The organism is Streptomyces sp. NPDC041129 (assembly GCF_055592265.1).
This window is the reverse complement of the sequence record NZ_JBVIYV010000003.1, coordinates 543271-561777: the sequence shown is the minus strand read 5'-3', so window position 1 is coordinate 561777 and position 18507 is coordinate 543271. Positions and strand designations below refer to the sequence as shown.

19 protein-coding genes are annotated in these 18507 nt (G+C 72.9%); 7 read left to right on the top strand and 12 right to left on the bottom strand.

All coding sequences use genetic code 11. The features are described 5' to 3' along the window. Window positions 1-6 precede the first annotated feature (6 nt). The gene (locus tag ACZ6B1_RS15390) at window positions 7-1224 is read right to left on the bottom strand and encodes an FAD-dependent monooxygenase (protein ID WP_468778502.1); all 1218 of its coding nucleotides are present in this window, start codon (window positions 1222-1224) and stop codon (window positions 7-9) included. Between the two features lie 344 nt (window positions 1225-1568). On the opposite strand from ACZ6B1_RS15390, the gene melC1 reads away from it, so the two are divergent. Then, window positions 1569-1943: an apotyrosinase chaperone MelC1 gene (melC1, locus tag ACZ6B1_RS15385; protein WP_468778501.1), complete on the top strand. Its 375-nt coding sequence runs from the start codon at window positions 1569-1571 to the stop codon at window positions 1941-1943. A gap of 35 nt (window positions 1944-1978) precedes the next feature. Continuing rightward, complete coding sequence (gene melC2 / locus ACZ6B1_RS15380) at window positions 1979-2800, top strand: tyrosinase MelC2 (RefSeq protein ID WP_468778500.1); 822 nt, start codon at window positions 1979-1981, stop codon at window positions 2798-2800. Between the two features lie 29 nt (window positions 2801-2829). Here the strand turns inward: melC2 and ACZ6B1_RS15375 are convergent, their stop codons facing one another. The 3 genes from ACZ6B1_RS15375 to ACZ6B1_RS15365 form a co-directional block, all read right to left on the bottom strand. Continuing rightward, complete coding sequence (locus tag ACZ6B1_RS15375; protein ID WP_468778499.1) at window positions 2830-3534, bottom strand: ribonuclease H family protein; 705 nt, start codon at window positions 3532-3534, stop codon at window positions 2830-2832. 45 nt (window positions 3535-3579) lie between these two features. Next, on the bottom strand, window positions 3580-4374 hold the full coding sequence (locus ACZ6B1_RS15370) for a VOC family protein (RefSeq protein WP_468778498.1): 795 nt from the start codon (window positions 4372-4374) through the stop codon (window positions 3580-3582). A gap of 105 nt (window positions 4375-4479) precedes the next feature. Next, complete coding sequence (locus tag ACZ6B1_RS15365; RefSeq protein WP_468778497.1) at window positions 4480-4962, bottom strand: VOC family protein; 483 nt, start codon at window positions 4960-4962, stop codon at window positions 4480-4482. Between the two features lie 124 nt (window positions 4963-5086). Between ACZ6B1_RS15365 and ACZ6B1_RS15360 the strand changes: the two genes are divergently transcribed. Continuing rightward, a complete protein-coding gene (locus ACZ6B1_RS15360; RefSeq protein ID WP_468778495.1) occupies window positions 5087-6292 on the top strand; it encodes an epoxide hydrolase family protein in 1206 nt (401 codons plus the stop codon). Window positions 6293-6311: 19 nt separating this feature from the next. Here the strand turns inward: ACZ6B1_RS15360 and ACZ6B1_RS15355 are convergent, their stop codons facing one another. Further along, the gene (locus ACZ6B1_RS15355) at window positions 6312-6722 is read right to left on the bottom strand and encodes a helix-turn-helix domain-containing protein (RefSeq protein WP_468778493.1); all 411 of its coding nucleotides are present in this window, start codon (window positions 6720-6722) and stop codon (window positions 6312-6314) included. A 243-nt stretch (window positions 6723-6965) separates the two neighbouring features. Here ACZ6B1_RS15355 and ACZ6B1_RS15350 point away from each other — a divergent pair, with 243 nt between their 5' ends. Beyond that, a complete protein-coding gene (locus ACZ6B1_RS15350) occupies window positions 6966-7853 on the top strand; it encodes an RNA polymerase sigma factor SigF (protein ID WP_468778491.1) in 888 nt (295 codons plus the stop codon). Window positions 7854-7934: 81 nt separating this feature from the next. On the opposite strand, the gene ACZ6B1_RS15345 is transcribed toward ACZ6B1_RS15350, so the two are convergent. Both ACZ6B1_RS15345 and ACZ6B1_RS15340 read right to left on the bottom strand, forming a co-directional pair. Next, on the bottom strand, window positions 7935-8387 hold the full coding sequence (locus ACZ6B1_RS15345; RefSeq protein WP_468778489.1) for an ATP-binding protein: 453 nt from the start codon (window positions 8385-8387) through the stop codon (window positions 7935-7937). A gap of 123 nt (window positions 8388-8510) precedes the next feature. After that, complete coding sequence (locus tag ACZ6B1_RS15340; RefSeq protein WP_468778487.1) at window positions 8511-9899, bottom strand: DUF6777 domain-containing protein; 1389 nt, start codon at window positions 9897-9899, stop codon at window positions 8511-8513. A 189-nt stretch (window positions 9900-10088) separates the two neighbouring features. Between ACZ6B1_RS15340 and ACZ6B1_RS15335 the strand changes: the two genes are divergently transcribed. Continuing rightward, window positions 10089-11309, top strand: a complete 1221-nt coding sequence (locus ACZ6B1_RS15335; protein WP_468778580.1) for a streptophobe family protein — start codon at window positions 10089-10091, stop codon at window positions 11307-11309. Between the two features lie 20 nt (window positions 11310-11329). On the opposite strand, the gene ACZ6B1_RS15330 is transcribed toward ACZ6B1_RS15335, so the two are convergent. From ACZ6B1_RS15330 to ACZ6B1_RS15315, 4 genes are all read right to left on the bottom strand, one after another. Continuing rightward, window positions 11330-12289: a serine/threonine-protein kinase gene (locus ACZ6B1_RS15330; RefSeq protein WP_468778485.1), complete on the bottom strand. Its 960-nt coding sequence runs from the start codon at window positions 12287-12289 to the stop codon at window positions 11330-11332. Next, a complete protein-coding gene (locus ACZ6B1_RS15325; protein ID WP_468778483.1) occupies window positions 12289-12840 on the bottom strand; it encodes a hypothetical protein in 552 nt (183 codons plus the stop codon). The genes ACZ6B1_RS15330 and ACZ6B1_RS15325 overlap by 1 nt, the downstream gene beginning before the upstream one ends. Further along, window positions 12837-15188, bottom strand: coding sequence for an FHA domain-containing protein (locus ACZ6B1_RS15320; RefSeq protein WP_468778481.1), 2352 nt, complete (start codon window positions 15186-15188; stop codon window positions 12837-12839). Before ACZ6B1_RS15320 ends, ACZ6B1_RS15325 begins: the two co-directional genes overlap by 4 nt. An 82-nt stretch (window positions 15189-15270) precedes the next feature. Beyond that, complete coding sequence (locus ACZ6B1_RS15315) at window positions 15271-15681, bottom strand: hypothetical protein (RefSeq protein WP_468778479.1); 411 nt, start codon at window positions 15679-15681, stop codon at window positions 15271-15273. Window positions 15682-15993: 312 nt separating this feature from the next. Between ACZ6B1_RS15315 and ACZ6B1_RS15310 the strand changes: the two genes are divergently transcribed. Continuing rightward, window positions 15994-16368 (top strand): nuclear transport factor 2 family protein, encoded by a 375-nt coding sequence (locus ACZ6B1_RS15310; protein WP_468778477.1) that lies wholly within the window; start codon window positions 15994-15996, stop codon window positions 16366-16368. 141 nt (window positions 16369-16509) lie between these two features. On the opposite strand, the gene mgrA is transcribed toward ACZ6B1_RS15310, so the two are convergent. Then, complete coding sequence (gene mgrA, locus ACZ6B1_RS15305) at window positions 16510-17502, bottom strand: L-glyceraldehyde 3-phosphate reductase (RefSeq protein ID WP_468778475.1); 993 nt, start codon at window positions 17500-17502, stop codon at window positions 16510-16512. A gap of 111 nt (window positions 17503-17613) precedes the next feature. Between mgrA and ACZ6B1_RS15300 the strand changes: the two genes are divergently transcribed. Further along, complete coding sequence (locus tag ACZ6B1_RS15300) at window positions 17614-18504, top strand: LysR family transcriptional regulator (RefSeq protein WP_468778473.1); 891 nt, start codon at window positions 17614-17616, stop codon at window positions 18502-18504. Window positions 18505-18507: the final 3 nt, after the last annotated feature.

The following is an 18507-nucleotide window of genomic DNA, read 5'->3' as shown; positions in this document are numbered from 1 at the left end:
TCCGGCTCAGCGCCGGTCGGCCGCCGACCGGGCGTGCAGGGCGCGGGCCGCCCGGGGACCCAGCCAGCGCTTGAGCCTGCGCAGCACCTCCAGTTGGCCGGCCGCCTTGTCGATGCCGTAGTAGAGCTGCGGCGGGACGTGGGGCAGCAGCGGGGAGTGGCGCTGGCCGAGCAGGGCGAACATCCGGTGCGGGGGCAGCTCGACGTAGCGCGGCAGGTTCTCGTACCACTGGGCGCTGTAGCGGGCCGCGCTCTGCGCCGAAAGCAGTTCGGACCTGCGCTGCCGTTCGTAGGCGGTCAGGGCCTGGGGCAGCGAGGCGTACCGGCGCAGGGAGCCGGCGAGGCACATGGCGTCCTCAAGGGCGAGGGTGGTGCCCGCGCCGATGGAGTAGTGGGTGGTGTGGGCGGCGTCGCCGAGCAGGACGAGGTTGCCGTGGTGCCAGGTGCGGTTGGTCAGGGTGCGGAAGGCCGGCCACGGCGCGCCGCCGCCCGCCGGTGAGCGGTCGATGAGGGGGTGGCCGTCGAGTACGCCGGCGAAGAGCTTCTCCAGCAGCGCGAGCCCCTCGCCCCGGTCCGCCCGGTCCAGGCCGAGACCGGCGAGGGTGTCCGGGGCGCACTCCACCACGCAGGTGCTGTGGTCGTCGCCGTACTTGTAGCCGTAGGCCCAGATCCAGCCGTGTCCGGTCTCCTCGAAGGCGAAGGTGAAGGCGTCGAAGACCTTGGTGGTGCCGAGCCATGCATAGCGGTTGCGGCCCTCTTCGAGCCGGGTGCCGAAGTGGCCGGCGTGCCGGGTGCGCAGCGCGCTGTGGACGCCGTCGGCCGCCACGACCAGGTCGGCCTCCGGCAGGGCGTCGGCCGGGACCTCACTGGCGAACTCCAGCCGTACGCCGAGGGAGCGGGCGCGCCCGGCGAGGATCTCGAGCAGGCGGTGGCGCCCGATGCCGTGCCCCTCGTCGCCGGGCTGCCGGGCCACCTGGCCGCGGATGTGCGCCACGCCCTGGTTCCAGCGCACCGAGCTCTCCTCGATCGCCCGCGCGGACTCGGGGTCGTGGGCGTGCAGCCGGTCGAGCAGTCCGCGCCAGTAGGTGACGCCCCAGCCGTAGGTCGAGCCCTCGGGGTCGCGTTCATGGACGGTGACGTCGTGGGACGGGTGCTGACGCTTGAGCAGGATGGCGAGGTACAGGCCCGCGGGCCCGCCTCCGACACAGACGACCTTCACGCGCACACCCCTGACGATTACTCAACGTGCTTGAACGACATCGCAGAGTAGCAGGGAGTCAGGCGTGAGGGCGGGTTTGCGGATCGCGTCAGTCTGGCGCGGTGACCTCCGCCACTCGGGCGGACCGCCGACGGGAAGGATCACCGGAATCCGGTCCGCACCGGCAAGGAATTCCCCCTTCCGCGGCACGGCGAGCCACCGCCACAGCAAGATCATCTTCGTTCAACCTTGCACGACATGTGGTTAATTGTCCGGATCACAGCCAACCGGTTCCGGGTGATTTCTCCCTCTCCCGGAGGGCCCGATAGGCATGCGGAGTCACCACTCACTCCCCCCGCAGGAGGATCCGCATGCCCGAACTCACCCGGCGCCGCGCGCTCACCACGGCGGCCGCCCTCGCCGCCACGGCCTCGGCCGTCACCCTCGTCGCGCCCGCCGCGCCCGCCGCCGAACACCACCACGGCGCACCGGACTCCTTCGACGAGGTCTACAAGGGCCGCCGGATACAGGGCCGTCCGTCGGACGGCGGCGGTCATCACCACGAACACGGCGGCGGCTACGCCGTGTTCGTCGACGGCGTGGAACTGCACCTGATGCGCAACGCGGACGGGACCTGGATCAGCGTGGTCAGCCACTACGACCCGGTGCCCACCCCGCGCGCCGCCGCCCGTGCCGCGGTGGACGAGCTCCAGGGCGCCCCGCTGCTGCCCTTCCCCGCCAACTGACCGCCCCCGCAAGGATTCTCCGGAGCGCCACGCACATGACCGTACGCAAGAACCAGGCCGATCTGACCGCCGACGAGAAGCGCCGGTTCACCGGCGCCGTCCTCGAACTCAAGCGCAGCGGACGCTACGACGAGTTCGTCCGCACGCACAACGGCTTCATCATGTCCGACACCGACACGGGTGAGCGGACCGGCCACCGCTCCCCGTCCTTCCTGCCCTGGCACCGCAGGTTCCTGCTCGACTTCGAACGGGCGCTGCAGTCGGTCGACCCCTCGGTGGCGCTGCCCTACTGGGACTGGAGCACCGACCGCACGGTGCGCGCCTCGCTGTGGGCGCCCGACTTCCTCGGCGGTACCGGGCGCGGCTCGGACGGTCGGGTGATGGACGGCCCGTTCGCCTCCGCCACCGGCGACTGGCCGATCAGTGTCCGGGTGGACGGCCGTTCGTTCCTGCGCCGCTCGCTCGGCTCCGGCGTGCGCGAGCTGCCGACGCCGGCGGAGGTGGAGTCGGTGCTGGCGATGCCGGTGTACGACAAGGCGCCGTACAACAGCGCCTCGGACGGCTTCCGCAACCACCTGGAGGGCTGGCGCGGGGTCAACCTGCACAACCGGGTGCATGTGTGGGTCGGCGGCCAGATGGGCACCGGCGTCTCCCCCAACGACCCGGTGTTCTGGCTGCACCACGCCTACATCGACAAGCTGTGGGCCGAGTGGCAGCGCCGGCACCCGGACTCGGGATACGTGCCGGCGGGCGGCACGCCGGACGTCGTCGATCTGAACGAGACGATGAGGCCCTGGAACGACGTGCGGCCGGCGGACCTGCTGGACCACACGCGGTTCTACACGTTCGACCGCTGACACCCGGCGCGGACCACGGGCGCGGACGGTCAGGCGTCCGCGGTGCGGCACTCCGGGTGGCCCCAGCCCTGCGCGTTCTTGGCGATGGACTCGCCGGCCGCGTAGGAGCGGCCGCACAGGCAGCGGCCGGGGAACTTCGCCTTGATGGTGCGGGAGGAGGAGCGGGCCGCCGTCCCGCCGCCGGCGCGGCGGGGTGCCTTCTTCCGTGCCGCGCCGGCCACCGGTGTGTCGGGCGAGGGCGGGGGCTCCGGGGAGCCGAGCGCGCTGCCGGCCGCCTCCTGGACGGTGGCGGCCTGGCTGGCGGCGCGGTCCGCGAAGTCGTTCAGCGGGTCGCCGTCCACCTGGTGGGCGGGGACGTAGCGGAACTCGACCGACCGGCCGTCGAGCAGCGCGTCGATGCGCACCACGAGGTCCTGGTTGGCGACCGGCTTGCCGGCCGCGGTCTTCCAGCCGTTTCGCTTCCAGCCGGGCAGCCAGGTGGTGACGGCCTTCATCGCGTACTGGGAGTCCATGCGGACCTCCAGCGGCACGTCCGGGTCGACGGAGGTGAGCAGCCGCTCCAGAGCGGTCAGCTCGGCGACGTTGTTGGTGGCCCGGCCGAGCGGGCCGGACTCCCAGCGGGTTGCGGTCCGCTCGTCGTCGGAGACCACCCACGCCCATCCGGCCGGTCCCGGGTTTCCCTTCGAAGCCCCGTCGCACGCGGCCACCACACGTTCACGCATACGGCCGATCATGCCACGGCCGAGGCGATCGCCGGACCCGGTCCCTCCCGGTCCGGGTCAGTCCTCCGCGATCTGCGGCATCTCGCCCTCGGTGGTCTTGACATCGATCACCGAGAAGTTGGCGCCCTGCGGATCACTGAGTGCCGCGAACCGGCCGAAGGGGCTGGTCATGGGCCCGAAGTGCAGGACGGCGCCGAGCTTGGCCGCCCGGGCCACGGCCGTGTCGCAGTCGTCGACGGTCCAGTACACGTTGATGTACGACGGCACCTCGGGCGGGAAGTCGTCGGTCATCCGCATCCGGCCGAGGACGGTGTCCTCACCGATGTCGAACAGGCGGAAGTCGATCGCGTCGTCCGCGATCCGCTTCGCCCGGTACGGGAAGACGGCGGTCAGGAAGGCGTCCGTGCGTTCGGGGTCGCGGGTGAAGACCTCCGCCCAGCAGTAGGCGCCGGGCACCGCCGTGGCGTCGAAGCCCTCGTGACTGCCCGCCTGCCAGACGCCGAACACGGCGCCGCTGGGCTCGCGGGCCAGGCACATGGTGCCGAACTCGCCGACCTGCATCGGCTCCATCAGCACCTCTCCGCCGTTCTCCCGGATCCGCTCCGCGGTGGCGGCGGCGTCCGGCGAGGCGAAGTACAGGCACCACTGCGACTGGCCCTCCTGGCCGGGCATCGGCGGCACCACGGCGGCCACCGCCTGGTCGTCGGCGTAGGCCTGGGTGTAGTTGCCGTACTCCGACGACGACTCGCCGAAGGTCCAGCCGAGGACCTCGCCGTAGAAGTTCTTGGCGGCGTCGAGGTCGCCGAACATCGCATCGGCCCAGCAGGGCGTTCCCTCAGGTTGCACGGCCATGGTCGCGGCCCTCTCCGCTCGGCTGATCCGCATCGGTCCGCCCCTGTACAGAACGCTAGTCATCCCGCGCCCGGCGCGCGCGCCGGGCGCGGGACACCGACGGCGCTACTCCCCCGCGTACGCCCTGTCCAGCGCGGCGGCGTCCAGTTTGCCCATGCTCATCATGGCGCGGGTGACTCGCTCCGCCTTCTGCGTGTCCGCGTCGCAGATCATGTCGATCAGCCGGTCGTAGACGACCTGCCAGGAGACGCCGTAGCGGTCCTTGAGCCAGCCGCAGGGGCCGCCCTCGCCGCCGTTCTCGGTGAGCCGGGTCCAGTAGTGGTCGATCTCCTGCTGGTCGGAGCAGTGGAGCTGGAACGAGATCGCCTCGTTGAACGTGAACTGGGGGCCGCCGTTCAGGGCGACGAACTTCTGCCCGTTGGCCGTGAACTCCACGCTCATCACCGATCCGGCCTGCCCGGGGCTGCCCTCGGGGTAGTGGCTGATCCGGCCGACGCTGGAGTTCTTGAAGACGGAGACGTAGAACTCCGCCGCCTCCTCGGCCTGGCCGTCAAACCAGAGACACGTGGTGAATCCGTCTGTGTTCATGAGTACCTCCCGGGGCGTGGAACGGCGTTCACCTGTAACGACCGATGCTCCGCCCGGAACTCATCGGTGGGGGCGGCGAACGACGCGCATGGGTGAACGGGACCCGCGCCATAGCATCCCGATCATGACCTCCTCGCCCGCCGGGAACATCCGGCCCTTCCGCCTGTCGGTCCCGCAGAGCGACCTCGACGACCTGCACGACCGTCTCGACCGCACGCGCTGGCCCGCGGAACTGCCGGACGCCGGCTGGGAGTACGGCGTCCCGGCCGGCTATCTGCGGGAGCTGGCCGGGTACTGGCGGCACGAGTACGACTGGCGTGCCGCCGAGGCGCGGCTGAACGAGTGGCCCCAGTTCACCACCACCGTCGACGGCGCCCGGATCCACTTCGCGCATCTGCGCTCCCCGGAACCGGACGCCACCCCGCTGGTCCTCACCCACGGCTGGCCGGGCTCGATCGTGGAGTTCCTGGACGTGGCCGGGCCGCTCGCCGACCCGGTGGCCCATGGCGGCGACGCGGCCGACGCCTTCCACGTCGTCGTGCCCAGCCTGCCCGGCTTCGGGCTGTCCGGGCCCACCTCCGAACCGGGCTGGGAGGCGGGGAGGGTGGCGGACGCGTGGGCGGAGCTGATGCGGCGGCTGGGCTACGAGCGGTTCGGCGTGCAGGGCGGCGACTGGGGCGCGGCCGTCTCCCGCGAGCTGGGCCGCGCCCACCCGGACCGGGTGACCGGCGTGCACCTCAATCTGCTGCCCGGCGCGCAGGCGGCCACCCCGCCCACCGAGGAGGAGCTCGGCGCGCTCGCGCCGCGGGAGCGGGAGAACACCCTCAGGTCCTGGAGCCGGTGGGAGGACTGGTCGCGGGAGGGCACGGGATACGCCGTGCTCCAGTCGACACGCCCGCACACCGTCGCCTACGGGCTGACGGACTCCCCGGTCGGCCAGCTCGCCTGGATCGTGGAGAAGTTCCGGGAGTGGACCGATTCGAAGGAGCTGCCGGAAGAGGCCGTCGACCGGGACCGGCTGCTCACCAACGTGATGCTGTACTGGCTGACCGGTACGGCCGGATCGTCCGCCCGTATCTACTACGAGCGCGCGCACGCCACCGGCCGTGCCGCCCGGCCCGCCGAACCGTCCCCGGTGCCGACGGCCCTGGCCCTGTTCCCGGCCGAACCCCAGATCCCGTTGCGCCACAAGGCGGACCGGACCGACAACATCGTGCGGTGGACGGAGTTCGACCGGGGCGGGCACTTCGCGGCCATGGAGGAGCCGGACCTGATCGTCGGCGACGTCCGGGCGTTCTTCCGGCAACTGCGTGCGAGCAGGGCCGGCTGACGGGCCGGCCGGGGCCCGGTCAGGCCGCCAGGCAGAGCCCGTTGTACGGCGCCCGGTGCCCGGTGCGGCGCGCCGTGCTCGTCCGGCGTGCCAGCTCTGACCCGGTGCGCGACAGGAGGTCTCCGAGGCCCAGTCCGAGGGCGCGGGCGGCGGCCGCGAGGACCTCGGAGGAGGCCTCCTTGCGGCCGCGTTCTATCTCGGACAGGTAGGGCAGGGAGATCCGGGCCGCGTCGGCGACCTCCTTCAGCGTGCGCTCCTGGGCCTGCCGTTCGCGGCGCAGCACGTCCCCGACCAGATCGCGCCACAGGGGCTCGGCGGGCGCCGGTCCCGGCGTGCCGGGGCGGACGGGCTCCGGGCCGCCGGCGTCCGGGCGGCGCGGCTCGTGGCGCAGGGGGATCACACGGGCTTCGTTGCTCACCTGGTCGGTCACCCGCTCAGCCTAGGGTCTCGACGGCCGTCACCGCCGGACCGCGCGCCGATTCCCCCACGCGCGAAATCGAGCGGACCCGGGCAGGCATGCATCGGATCACCGGGGGTACCCGCCGCGAGAGCACCATGCTGAGCAGGTATGCGTACCCGGATCACGGGTATGCGGGGGAGACGCGACATGCACAGGGATCGGACCACAGTCCGATGCGGCAGGCTCGAACCGTGACTGACGTGGGGAGAGGTAATGAAAACCGCCGGGATCCGGTCGGAGACAGCGGTCGTCGAGAGGACCGAGCAGGAGAGGGCGGCAGAGACGTCGCTGCCCGGCATCGAGGACCCGGCTTCCATCGCGCCGCGTGACGCCCGGGAGCTGTCCCGCCAGTTCTTCCGCCGGCTGACGGAGCTGGAGGAGGGCACACACGAGTACCAGTACGCGCGCAACACCCTCATCGAGATGAACATGTCGCTGGTGCGGTTCGCGGCCGGCCGCTTCCGCAACCGCGGCGACGACATGGAGGACATCGTCCAGACCGGCATGATCGGCCTGATCAAGGCCATCGACCGGTTCGAGCTCGCGCGCGAGGTCGAGTTCACCTCCTTCGCGCTGCCGTACATCGTGGGCGAGATCAAGCGGTTCTTCCGCGACACCACCTGGGCGGTGCACGTGCCGCGGCGGCTGCAGGAGATGCGCGTCGAGCTGGCGCGGGCCCGCGAGGAGCTGTCGAGCCGGCTGGACCGGGACCCGACGGTCGCCGAGCTGGCCACCCTCATGAACATCTCCGAGAGCCAGGTGGTCGAGGCCCAGCTCGCCTCCAACGGCTACAACTCCGCCTCGCTGGACGCCGCGCTCACCGGGGACGGCCCCGAGGACGGCGAGGCCGTGCTCGCCGACTTCATCGGCGTGGAGGAGGAGGGCCTGCGGCTCGTCGAGGACTTCCACGCGCTGGCCCCGCTCATGAACGAGCTCAGCGACCGCGACCGGCAGATCATCCACATGAGGTTCGTCGAGGAGGCGACCCAGGCGGAGATCGGGGAACGGCTGGGCTGCTCCCAGATGCACGTGTCCCGGCTGATCAAGCGGATCATCACCCGGCTGCGCCAGGGGATGCTGGGCGAACTGGGCTGCGCCTGACACGACACCACGACGTGGGGCCGGGCGCTCGGCGCCCGGGCCCACGTCTGCGCGGGAACCGGCCCTGGGCTGCCGGAGAGTTCACCGCTTCAGTTCGACCCGCGCGCACACGCGCTTCCCGACCGGTACCCGCTCCACGGTGACCTGGGCCGCCACCGCGTGCACGATCTCCAGACCGTGCCGGCCGACGCGCTCGGGGTTCTTCGGATAGCGGCGGGGCAGGGTCCCGCTGCTGTCGTACACCGCGACGGTGACCGACGCGTCCGTGCCCTCCAGCTCCAGGATGTACGGGCCGCTGCTGTGCCGGTCTGCGTTGGTGACCAGCTCGCTCACGACGAGGAGCAGTTCACCGTCGGTCCGGCCGTCCACGCCGGCGCACCACTCGCGCCTGAGCTGCTCCAGGAACTGGGCCGCGAAGGCCCGGGCCTCGGCGATGCATCCGGGTTCGCCGGTGTAGTGCGCCGCGCGTCTCAGCGGCTCCACGGGTACGTCGAAGCCAGTCGGTATCACTGCCCCGCCCAGGTGCTCGGTCATACGTGTCTCTCTCGGAAGGCCCGGCCCGGCCGGTCACTGTTGCACCTGTCCTCGTACCCAGAGCCGGGCTCGGCAGTCCACCAGTGCGTTCGCCCACCGCGCACAGCCTGTCATGCCCGCCGGTCACGCCGCCGACCGGGGCCCGGCGGGCGGCCCCGAGGTCGCGGTCCGGGCCGGCTCGGTGCCGGGTGCGGAGGGCGCGGACGAGGGGGCCCTCGACGGGGGTCCGGAGGACGGCGCCTCGGTCGGGGGTGCCTCGGTCGAGGGCGCGGTGGACGGTGCCTCGGTCGGGGGCGACTCGGACGACGGCGCCCGCGAGGGGGACTCGGAGGACGGCGGCCGCGAACCCGAGCCGGACGGAGCCGGGGAGGACGAGGGCGACCCCGACGGATTGTTCAGGGTCGACGTCGGCGGGCAGGGCCGGCCGGGGAGGCCGGTCGCCCCTGGTGACGCACAGCCGGCCGGCGGGACCCAGGGGTGCGTGTCCTTCGGGGGCCCGGTGTGCTCGTCCTGGCGGGCGGTGCCGTCGCCGGGCTCACGGCGGAACCAGTCGCCGCCCTGGGGGTCGTAGACCACGAAGGCCTTGACGGCCGCCGGGGCGGGTGTCACCACGACGACGTCCGAGGGCCGGTAGGAGGCCCAGCGGTCACCGGTCAGCCGGACGGTGCCGCGCTGCGCGACCGGCGGGGTGAGGGGGTTGCCGCAGGCGCAGCGGGCGCGGGGCACTCCGTGGGGGTCGACCAGGACGGCGGTGCCGGCCTGGAGGACCGCCTGGAAGCCGGTGGCGCGGCCGTCGCGGTAGCGGTGGTTGGTGACGCGGGTGTCGGCGCGCAGTGTGACCGGGGTGAGCGACCGCAGGAGGGCGGGGACGTCGGACGGCCGGACGCCGGCCGCGGCGGCGTAGGCGCGGTTCCTCGCCGGGTCGGCCCGCAGGGCCCTGATCTGCTTCTCGACGTCACAGCTCGGGCGGTTCCTGACCCCGCTGTAGAGCCCGGGGGCGCCTCCGTCGACACCGCGCACCGCGTTGGCGGGTGCGGAGGGCGCCGTCGGGGTGTTCGGTGAGGGTGTCCTGGGTGTGGAGGTCGGCGCTCCCGCCTCCCGCACGGTCGACTCCGTGAAGGGGTCCGGGCCGGTCTGGCTCGCGGGCTGCAGGAAGACCTCGCCGCCCTTGGCGGAAAAGCCGGTGCCGGGCCGTGTGAGGACCACCGCCAGGACGGCCACCGCGACCACGGCCGCGGTGAGCGCGGCCACGCGCGGAGCGGACTTCCACCACGGCCGGTGGGATCCCCCTCCCCCGTCCCAGGGGCCGGAGCCGCCGCCCGGCGGTGGTGAGGGTGGTCCCGCGGGTGGCTGGGAGGACCCCGGCAGCGGGCCGGAGGGTGGCTGGGTGGGGCCCGACAGGGGGCCGGGGGGTGGCCCGGTCGGACGGCCGGAGAGTGGCTGGGAGGGGCCCGACAGGGGGCCGGGGGGTGGCCCCGTCGGACGGCCGGAGGACGGAGGTTCGACGCTCACGGGCACTTCTTCCCGTCGCGATCGCGGCTCATATCAGATTGTGTGCTCCGTTCCCCCGACGCTCGCAAGCCGACGCCGGACGGCTCATCCGGCGGGCGGGGCGCCCCGGCCCTGCCTAGCCTGGCAAGGGTGAACCCTGTGACCGTCGCCGCACGGCCCGTGGCCCGCCACGGCTGGGTGCGGGCCGTGATGACGGTGCTGTCGGGACTGGCCGTGATGTTCGTCCTCGCGGCACTGGGGCTGTGGGCGGCCGGCGCCGCGGGGCTGCCCGACGGCGCGTTCGCCCGGGTCGTGGTCGCGACCGTGGTGACGGCGGTCGGCGGCACCCTCGAACTCACCGGTGACGCGGGCCCGCTGGCGCGGACCCGGGCCGGTCTCACCGTGATGCCGCTCTCCGTGACCCTGGCCGGAGCCCTGGTGATCGGCGCGGGGTTCCTGCGGCCGCTGCGGCACCGGGCGGTCGCCTCGGCCGGCGAACTGGCCGGCTGGGCCGCCCGGCTGGCGCTGCTCTGGCTGCTCGCGCTGATCGGCCTCGGCCTCGCCGCCCGTCAGACCTTCGCCGTGGACGTGGGCAACGGCACGCTCAGCGATCTCACCGATCTGTTCGGCGGGGCGCCGACGGTCGGGTTCACCACCGATGTGCCGCTGACGGTGCTGTTCGGGCTGCTGTGGCTGGCCGGAGTGCTCCTGCTCGCGCTGCTGGTGGCGCCCGGCGCACCGCTGCCCGGGCGGCTGCTGCGGCTGCGCGAGCCGGTGCGCCCGGCCGCGCACGCCATGGTCCTGCTGCTGCTCGGCTACGTCGTCGTCGGCCTCGTCGTGGCGCTGGTGTCGGCGGTGACGCGCGGGCACCCCGCCGAGACGTTCGCGGTGATCCTGCTCGGTCTGCCCAACCTGGCCTGGCTCGCTCTCACCCTCGGCCAGGGCGCCACCTGGAACGGCCGGGTGGACGGCCCGTTCGGGCTGCCGATGCCCGAGGTGCTGGACCACGTCCTGCGCACACCTGGCATCGCCACACTGAACCTGCGCACGCTCACCGAGCAGGACAGCGGGATGTGGTGGCTGCTGGTCGCCCAGGTGGTGCTGACGTCGGCGGTGGCCTTCCTGATGGCGGCGCGGTGCCCGGCCCGGGTCCGCGCCTGGCAGCACGCGGTGCGGCTGGCCGTCGCCCTGGCCCTGACGGTCCTGACGGTATGTCTGCTGTGCCGGATCTCGGCGCACTACGGCCTGTCGCTGCTCGGCATCGGCGACCTGGGCGGCGGCCTGTCCGGGGAGCTGTTCCTCAGGCCCCGGCTGTGGCAGGCGGTGAGCCTTGGCGCGCTGTGGGGGCTGGTCACCGGCTTCCTGGGTGCCCTGCTGGCCCGGCCGGTGCACCGGCCGGGGCGGGTCGACGTCCCCGAGGGCCCGGCCTGACCTGACCCGACCTGACCTGCCTAGGACCCGGCGCGGCGGAAGACCGGTTCGGCCCAGCTCGGGGGCGGCTCGGGTTCGACCGGCGCCGGGTGGTCCGGTGCCGTGGTGGCGGGGACGGCGCGCAGGGCGGCGACGAAGTCGAGGCAGGTGTGGTAACGGGCGTCCGGGCTCTTGGCGAGGGCCCGGGCGAAGACGGCGTCGACGCCTCGGGGCAGGCCGGGGCGGACGGCGCTGGGCGGGGCCGGCTCGGCGTACTGGTGGGCCCACAGCAGGGCCATGTCGTCCTCGCGCTGGAAGGGCGGGCGTCCGGTCAGGGTCTCCTGGACGAGGCAGGCAAGGCCGTAGACGTCGCAGCGACCGTCGACGGGCCGGCCGGAGATCTGCTCCGGAGCCACGTAGTCGAGGGTGCCGACGAACTGGCCGACGCTGGTGAACCCGGTCAGGGACAGCGACTTCTTGGTCAGCCCGAAGTCGGTGAGGTAGACGTGCTCGGGGTGGTCGCTGTCGGTGCCGCGGGCGATCAGGACGTTCCCGGGTTTCACGTCCCGGTGGACCAGGCCGTGTTCGTGGGCGGCGTCCAGCGCGGAGGCCACCTGGGCGGCGATGCGCAGGGCGTCCGTGAAGGGCAGCGGTCCCCGCTCGTCGAGCAGACGGCGCAGGTCGCTGCCGGGGACGTAGCGCATCGCGATGTACAGCAGGCCGTCCGTCTCGCCGGCCTCGAAGACGGGCACGATGTGCGGATGGTCGATGGCGGCGGCCACCCGGGACTCGTGGGTGAAACGCCTGCGGAAGGTGTCGTTGCGGGCGAGTTCCGGGGCGAGCAGCTTGACCGCGACGGTGCGGTCCAGGCGCAGGTCGCGGGCGCGGTAGACGACGGCCATGCCGCCGCGGCCGATCACGCTCTCCAGCAGGTAGCCCGCCACCCGGCGTCCGACGAGTTCCGGGGGCCGTCCCGAGGACAGGCCCGCGCGGTCGGCCATCAGGGCTCATCCCCGGGGGCGGCGTACCGGGTGGGGGCGTGATCGGGCGTGCCGGCGGAGGCCGGGCGCTCGGTGGTGTAGGTGTGCACCCTGCGTCCGTCGCCGTACATCCAGCGGCCCTCTTCGGGGTCGTAGACCCACATCGACTCGCCCTCGACCACGATCCCGATGCGCAGCTCGCGGGTGCGGTCCTCGAAGGCCCGTCCGTCCAGGCCGCCGTCCGCGAGCTCGCGGACGGCGGCGCGGTAGCCGGCCAGGGCCCGTTCGGCGCGGGCCAGCAGCGGGAGCGGGTCCGTGGTGCCGGCGGGCGGATCCTCGGCGGCGGGCGGGTCCCGGGGTACGGCGACCAGGTGCCGGCCGTCGACCCAGGCGGTCCAGCCGTTGGAGCAGCGGATGTGGGCCCAGTCGCCGAGCCGTTCGACGAGTTCGACGGGCAGCAGCCGGTCGAGGGCCACCGTGGGGCGGGCCGGGTCCGGGGCCTCCCAGGCCGGCATGCCGTCGGGCGGCACGACGTGGGTCGGCCGGAACACGGAGGCGCGCTGTCCGCTCATCGGGCCGCCCGTTTCCGCATCACGGCGGGTTCGTGCCGGCGCAGCAGCGGGACGACCAGCAGGCCGTAGACGGCGGAGAGCACCAGCAGCATGCCCAGATCCAGCAGCCAGATCCCGGCCGAGTGCCGCAGCAGCGGGTCGGCGGTGACGGTGCCCGGCACGATGCGGGCCAGTCCGATCGTGCCGGCCATGGCGCCGAGCGCCCAGCGGGAGGGCACCAGCCAGGACAGTTGCTCCAGGCCGGGCACGCCGTGCAGCGGGAGCAGCGCGCCACAGAAGACGACCTGGACGATGGCGAGCAGCACCAGCAGCGGCATCGTCACCTCCTCCTTGCGCACCAGCGCGGAGACCAGCAGACCGAGCATCATCGCCGTGAAGGCCAGCAGTGCGACCGCGAGGGTGATCTCGGCGAGCGGTGGCAGCAGGGCGCCCCGGCCGCCGGGGGCGTTCAGGTCGACGCCGAGCAGGGCGACCTGGGTGAGGACGACGGCCTGGACGACCGTGACCGTGCCGAGCACCACCACCTTGGACATCAGGTAGGCCGATCTGGGCAGCCCGACGGCGCGTTCGCGTCGGTAGACCGCGCGTTCCTTGACGAGTTCGCGCACCGCGTTGGCGGCCCCGGTGAGCACGGCGCCGACACACAGGATGAGCAGGGCGTTCATCGCGGTGTCCCGGGTGAGCCGGCTGCCGGCCAGGACCCGGGCCATGGCGCCCATGACGAACGGCAGCGCGATCATCACGGCCAGGAAGGTGCGGTCGGCGGCGAGGACGGCGGTGTAGCGGCGCACGAGGGTGCGGAGCTGGGCGCCCCAGCCGCGCGGGCGGAGCGGGGGCACGGGTACGGCCGGTGCGGCGGACGGCAGGCGGGGCTGGGTGCCGGCCTCGGTGACGTAGTACCGGTGGAACGGGGAGTCGCGGTACTCCTCCGCCCAGTCGCGGTCCTGGTCGCGGTCGAAGGCCTCGAAGGCCTCCGGCCACTGCTCGAAGCCGAAGAAGGCGAGGGCGTCCTCGGGCCGGCCGTAGTAGGCGATCCGGCCACCGGGGGCGAGTACCAGCAGGCGGTCGCAGACGTCGAGGCTGAGCACGCTGTGCGTGACGACGATGACGGTGCGGCCGTCGTCGGCGAGGCCGCGCAGCATGTGCATCACCGACCGGTCCATGCCGGGGTCGAGTCCGGAGGTCGGCTCGTCGAGGAAGAGCAGTGACGGTTTGGTCAGCAGCTCCAGGGCCACGCTGACCCGCTTGCGCTGGCCGCCGGAGAGGCTGTGCACGGGCTGGTCGGCCCGTGCCTCGAGGCCCAGCTCCCGGATCACCTCGTCCACCCGGGCCTTCCGTTCGGCCCGTGCGGTGTCGCCGGGGAAGCGCAGCTCGGCGGCGTAGGACAGGGCGGCGCGCACGGTGAGCTGGGGGTGCAGGATGTCGTCCTGCGGGACCAGGCCGATGCGCCGGCACAGTTCGGCGTAGTCGTGGTAGAGGTCGCGGCCGTCGTACAGGACGGTGCCGTGATCGGCGGGGCGCTGTCCGGTGAGGGCGCCGAGCAGCGTGGACTTGCCGGAGCCGCTCGGTCCGACGACCGCCAGCAGGCACTTCTCCCCCACCGGGAAGGAGACGTGGTCGAGGATGATCCTGCCGCCGTCGTCGACGGTGACCGTGAGGTCCTGCACGTCGAGCGAGACCTCACCGGTGTCGACGAACTCCTGGAGTTCGTCGTCGACCAGGCAGTAGGTGATGTGGCCGATGCCGACGAGGTCGCCGGGGCCGACCGGGGCCTGGGTGACGGGGGCGCCGTTGAGATAGGTGCCGTTGTGGCTGCCGAGGTCGGCGATCTCGTAGCTGCCGTCGGCGTGGGCGCGGAGTTCGGCGTGGTGACGGGAGACGGTCAGGTCGTCGACGACGAGGTCGTTTTCCTCGGCCCGGCCGATGCGGATGGTGCGGACGGGCAGCGGCCGGACGCTGCTCGGGGCCCGGTAGGTACCGGTGAGCTCGGGGTGCGAGACGACGGACGGGCCGGGCGCGGCGGGCTCGGGCGGGCCCACGGGGACGGCGCGGGGGCCGTCGGAGGGGTTGCCGAAGCGGATGACGCTGCCGGGGCGCACGTCCCACTCGTCGATGCGCCGGCCGTCGGCGTAGGTGCCGTTGGTGCTCTGCGCGTCCCGCAGCGTCCAGCGGTCGTGGTCGCAGCGGAGCACGGCGTGGTGCCAGGAGACCCGGTCGTCGTCGAACACGATGTCGCTCAGCGGATCGCGCCCGACGTGGTAGTCGTGGCCCGGGTCCATCACCGTGGAGCCCGCGTCGGTCTCGAGCACGAGTTCGGGTGCCGCCGGGGCGATTGGCCGCTCCGCCATGCCCAGAATTGTACCGATTCGACCATTCGTGCGCCCGGGCGGCCGAGCGGTGGGCGGCCCGCGGCGGGCGCCGTGGCACGTGTCAGGCGACGGGCACGACGAGCGCAGGGAGGGTGCGCTGCATGCGCAGCGCGTCCACCGACTCGGCGAGCAGCTCGTACTCGGTGGTGTCGTCGCTGGCGGCGATCCGCACCAGTCGTCCGCCCGCCAGTTCGTCCGCGATCAGCGCCTGCCGGGCGTCGTCGGCGCACCAGGCGCGCAGCAGGGCGGGGACGTCGGCCACCGTGTCCGCGACCGGGACCAGCGCGGCCGCCGGGAACGCGGGATCCCCCGGGCTCGGATCCAGCCGCTCGGCGATCCAGGACGCCCGGTCGCGCAGCCACCACAGGGCCAGTGCCAGCGTGGGCGCGCGATAGGTACCGAGCGGAACGCCGATACGCTGCCCGCCGCACACGCCGTACGCGGTGACATGGCACAGGAATTCGTCGTGCACGATCACTCCCCCGTCGCCTCGCTGGTGTGCCGGCCGGCCCTCGCTCTCCGTGCGGCTCCTGTGCGGTGAAGTGCCCCTGCTATTCGAGTATCGCCACTCCCGAAACACTGTCACCATGACTTTCCGGCCAGTCTCCTGGCATATTCACCGCACTCTCTGGCCGAAAGACCCCGGGTATACGGAAGGCCTGTCATTACCCGGGAGGTAATCGACCGGCCCCGCGCCGCTCGGGCATGGTGGTCACACCGGATCGGCGAATCCCGGATCCGGTTCCTGACCAGCGGTTACGACCTCGATGGAGGCTGATTCACCATGTCCGTGAACTACGAGAGCGCTGTCGCCCGTTACTTCGAGGCCTGGAACGCCGTCGAGCCGGAGGCGCTGCGCAAGGCGGTCGCCGCGGCCTGGACGGAGGACGGCGGGTACACCGACCCGCTGGCCGAGGTGCGCGGTCACGAGGGCATCGCGGCCGTGATCGCGGCGGTCCACGAGCAGTTCCCCGGCTTCGTGTTCCGCCCCCACGGCGCGGTGGACGGACACCACGACACCGCCCGCTTCGGCTGGGAACTGGTGAACGAGGAGGACGGCTCGGCCCCGGTGGCCGGGTTCGACGTGGTCACCCTGGACGGTGAGGGCCGCATCCGGCAGGTACTGGGTTTCCTGGACCGGGTTCCGCCGGCGGCCTGAGGCCGGGACCGGCGACGACGTCGAACGGAATTCCGGATTCGGAATTCCGGGAATGCGCCGCGGTGCCGCGCGGAAATCGCGGGCCGTGGCGCGGCGAAAGGCGGCCGGACGCAAATGGTCCGGCCGCCGCTTCCGCCGTTGTCAGCCCTTCACGACGGCGTCGATGCGCGCCAGTTCCCCGGCGTCGAAGTCGAGATTGCGCACCGCCCCGACGCTGTCCTCGAGCTGCCGCGGGCTGCTCGCGCCGACCAGCGCCGAGGTCACCCGGCCGCCGCGCAGCACCCAGGCCAGGGCCATCTGGGCCAGGGTCTGCCCGCGGGACTGCGCGATCTCGTTCAGGGCGCGCAGCCGGCCGACCAGGTCCTCGGTGACGGCGTCCGAGTTCAGGAACGGGCTGTCGCTCGCGGCCCGGGAGTCCTCCGGGATGCCGTCGAGGTAACGCCCGGTGAGCAGGCCCTGCTCCAGCGGGGAGTAGACGACGGAGCCGGCCTGCAGTTCGTCCAGGGCGTCCAGCACGCCCTCGTCCTCGGGGCGCCGGTCGAGCATCGAGTAGCGCGGCTGGTGGACGAGGAGCGGGGTGCCGAGGTCGGCGAGGATCCGGGCGGCCTCGCGGGTCTGCTCGGCGGAGTAGTTGGAGACGCCGACGTAGAGGGCCTTGCCCTGCCGCACCGCCGTGTGCAGGGCACCCATCGTCTCCTCCAGCGGAGTGTCCGGGTCGAAGCGGTGCGAGTAGAAGATGTCGACGTAGTCCAGGCCCATGCGCTTCAGGCTCTGGTCGAGCGACGACAGCAGGTACTTGCGCGAGCCCCATTCGCCGTACGGGCCGGGCCACATCAGGTAGCCGGCCTTGGTGGAGATCACCAGTTCGTCGCGGTAGGGCGTGAAGTCGGCCTTCAGGGCCTCGCCGAGCGCGGACTCGGCGGCACCGGGCGGCGGCCCGTAGTTGTTCGCGAGGTCGAAGTGGGTGACGCCGAGGTCGAAGGCGCGGCGCAGGATGGCGTGCTGGGTCTCGGTGGGCCGGTCGGGCCCGAAGTTGTGCCACAGGCCGAGCGACAGCGCGGGGAGCTTCAGGCCGCTGCGTCCGGTGCGCCGGTAGGGCATGTCCGCGTAGCGGTCGGGGTGTGCGGTGTACAACGCGACTCCAGAGGGGTGGGCACAAGAGCTACCAGTTCCACTCTTCACCGAACACCGGGCAGCGGTCCAACAGAAGAATCCGATGGAATTCAGCGGATAGGCTTCTCAATCATGGAACTGCGCCATCTCCAGCACTTCGTCGCGGTCGCCGAGGACCAGCACTTCACCCGGGCCGCCGAGCGCCTCATGGTGTCCCAGTCCGGCCTGTCGGCTTCGATCCGGGCGCTGGAGCGGGAGTTGCGGGCGCCGCTGTTCGTGCGGACCACCCGCCGGGTGACGCTCACCGAGGCCGGGCGTGCGCTGCTGGTGGAGGCGGAGCGGATCCTCGCGCAGGTGCGCTCGGCGCACGAGGCGGTGGCCGCGGTGCAGGGCGTGCTGCGCGGCACGCTGGCGCTGGGCACCGAGCAGTGCATCGCCGGGGTGCATGTGGCGGGGCTGCTGGCGGCCTTCCGGCGCCGGCACCCGGACGTGGAGATCCGGCTGCGGCAGGCGGCCTCGGGGGCGCTGGCCGAGGAGGTGGCCGCCGGGCGGCTGGACCTGGCCTTCGCCTACCGCACCCAGGCGGACACCGACCAGCTCCGCTCGGTGTCGCTGACCAGCGAGCCCATGACGGTGCTGTGCCATCCGAGCCACCGGCTCGCCGCGGCCGGCGCGGTGCTCGCGCCGGACGACCTGGCCGGCGAGGTGTTCGTGGACTTCCACCCGGACTGGGGCCCGCGCCGCACCACCGACGCCGCCTTCACCGCGGCCGGTGTCCGGCGCACGGTCGCGCTGGAGGTGAACGACGTGCACAGCCTGCTGGACCTGGTCGACGAGAACCTCGGCATCGCCGTGGTGCCTCGGCACTTCCGGCACAAGCGCCCCTCGCTGACGGCGCTGCCGGTGACGGGGGCGGTCGAGGCGGAGTACGAGACCGTCGCCCTGCTGCCGCCGGAGCGCGCCACCAGCCCCGCGGCCCGCGCCCTGGTCACGCTCCTGGAGACGGACGGCGCGGCTCCCTGACGG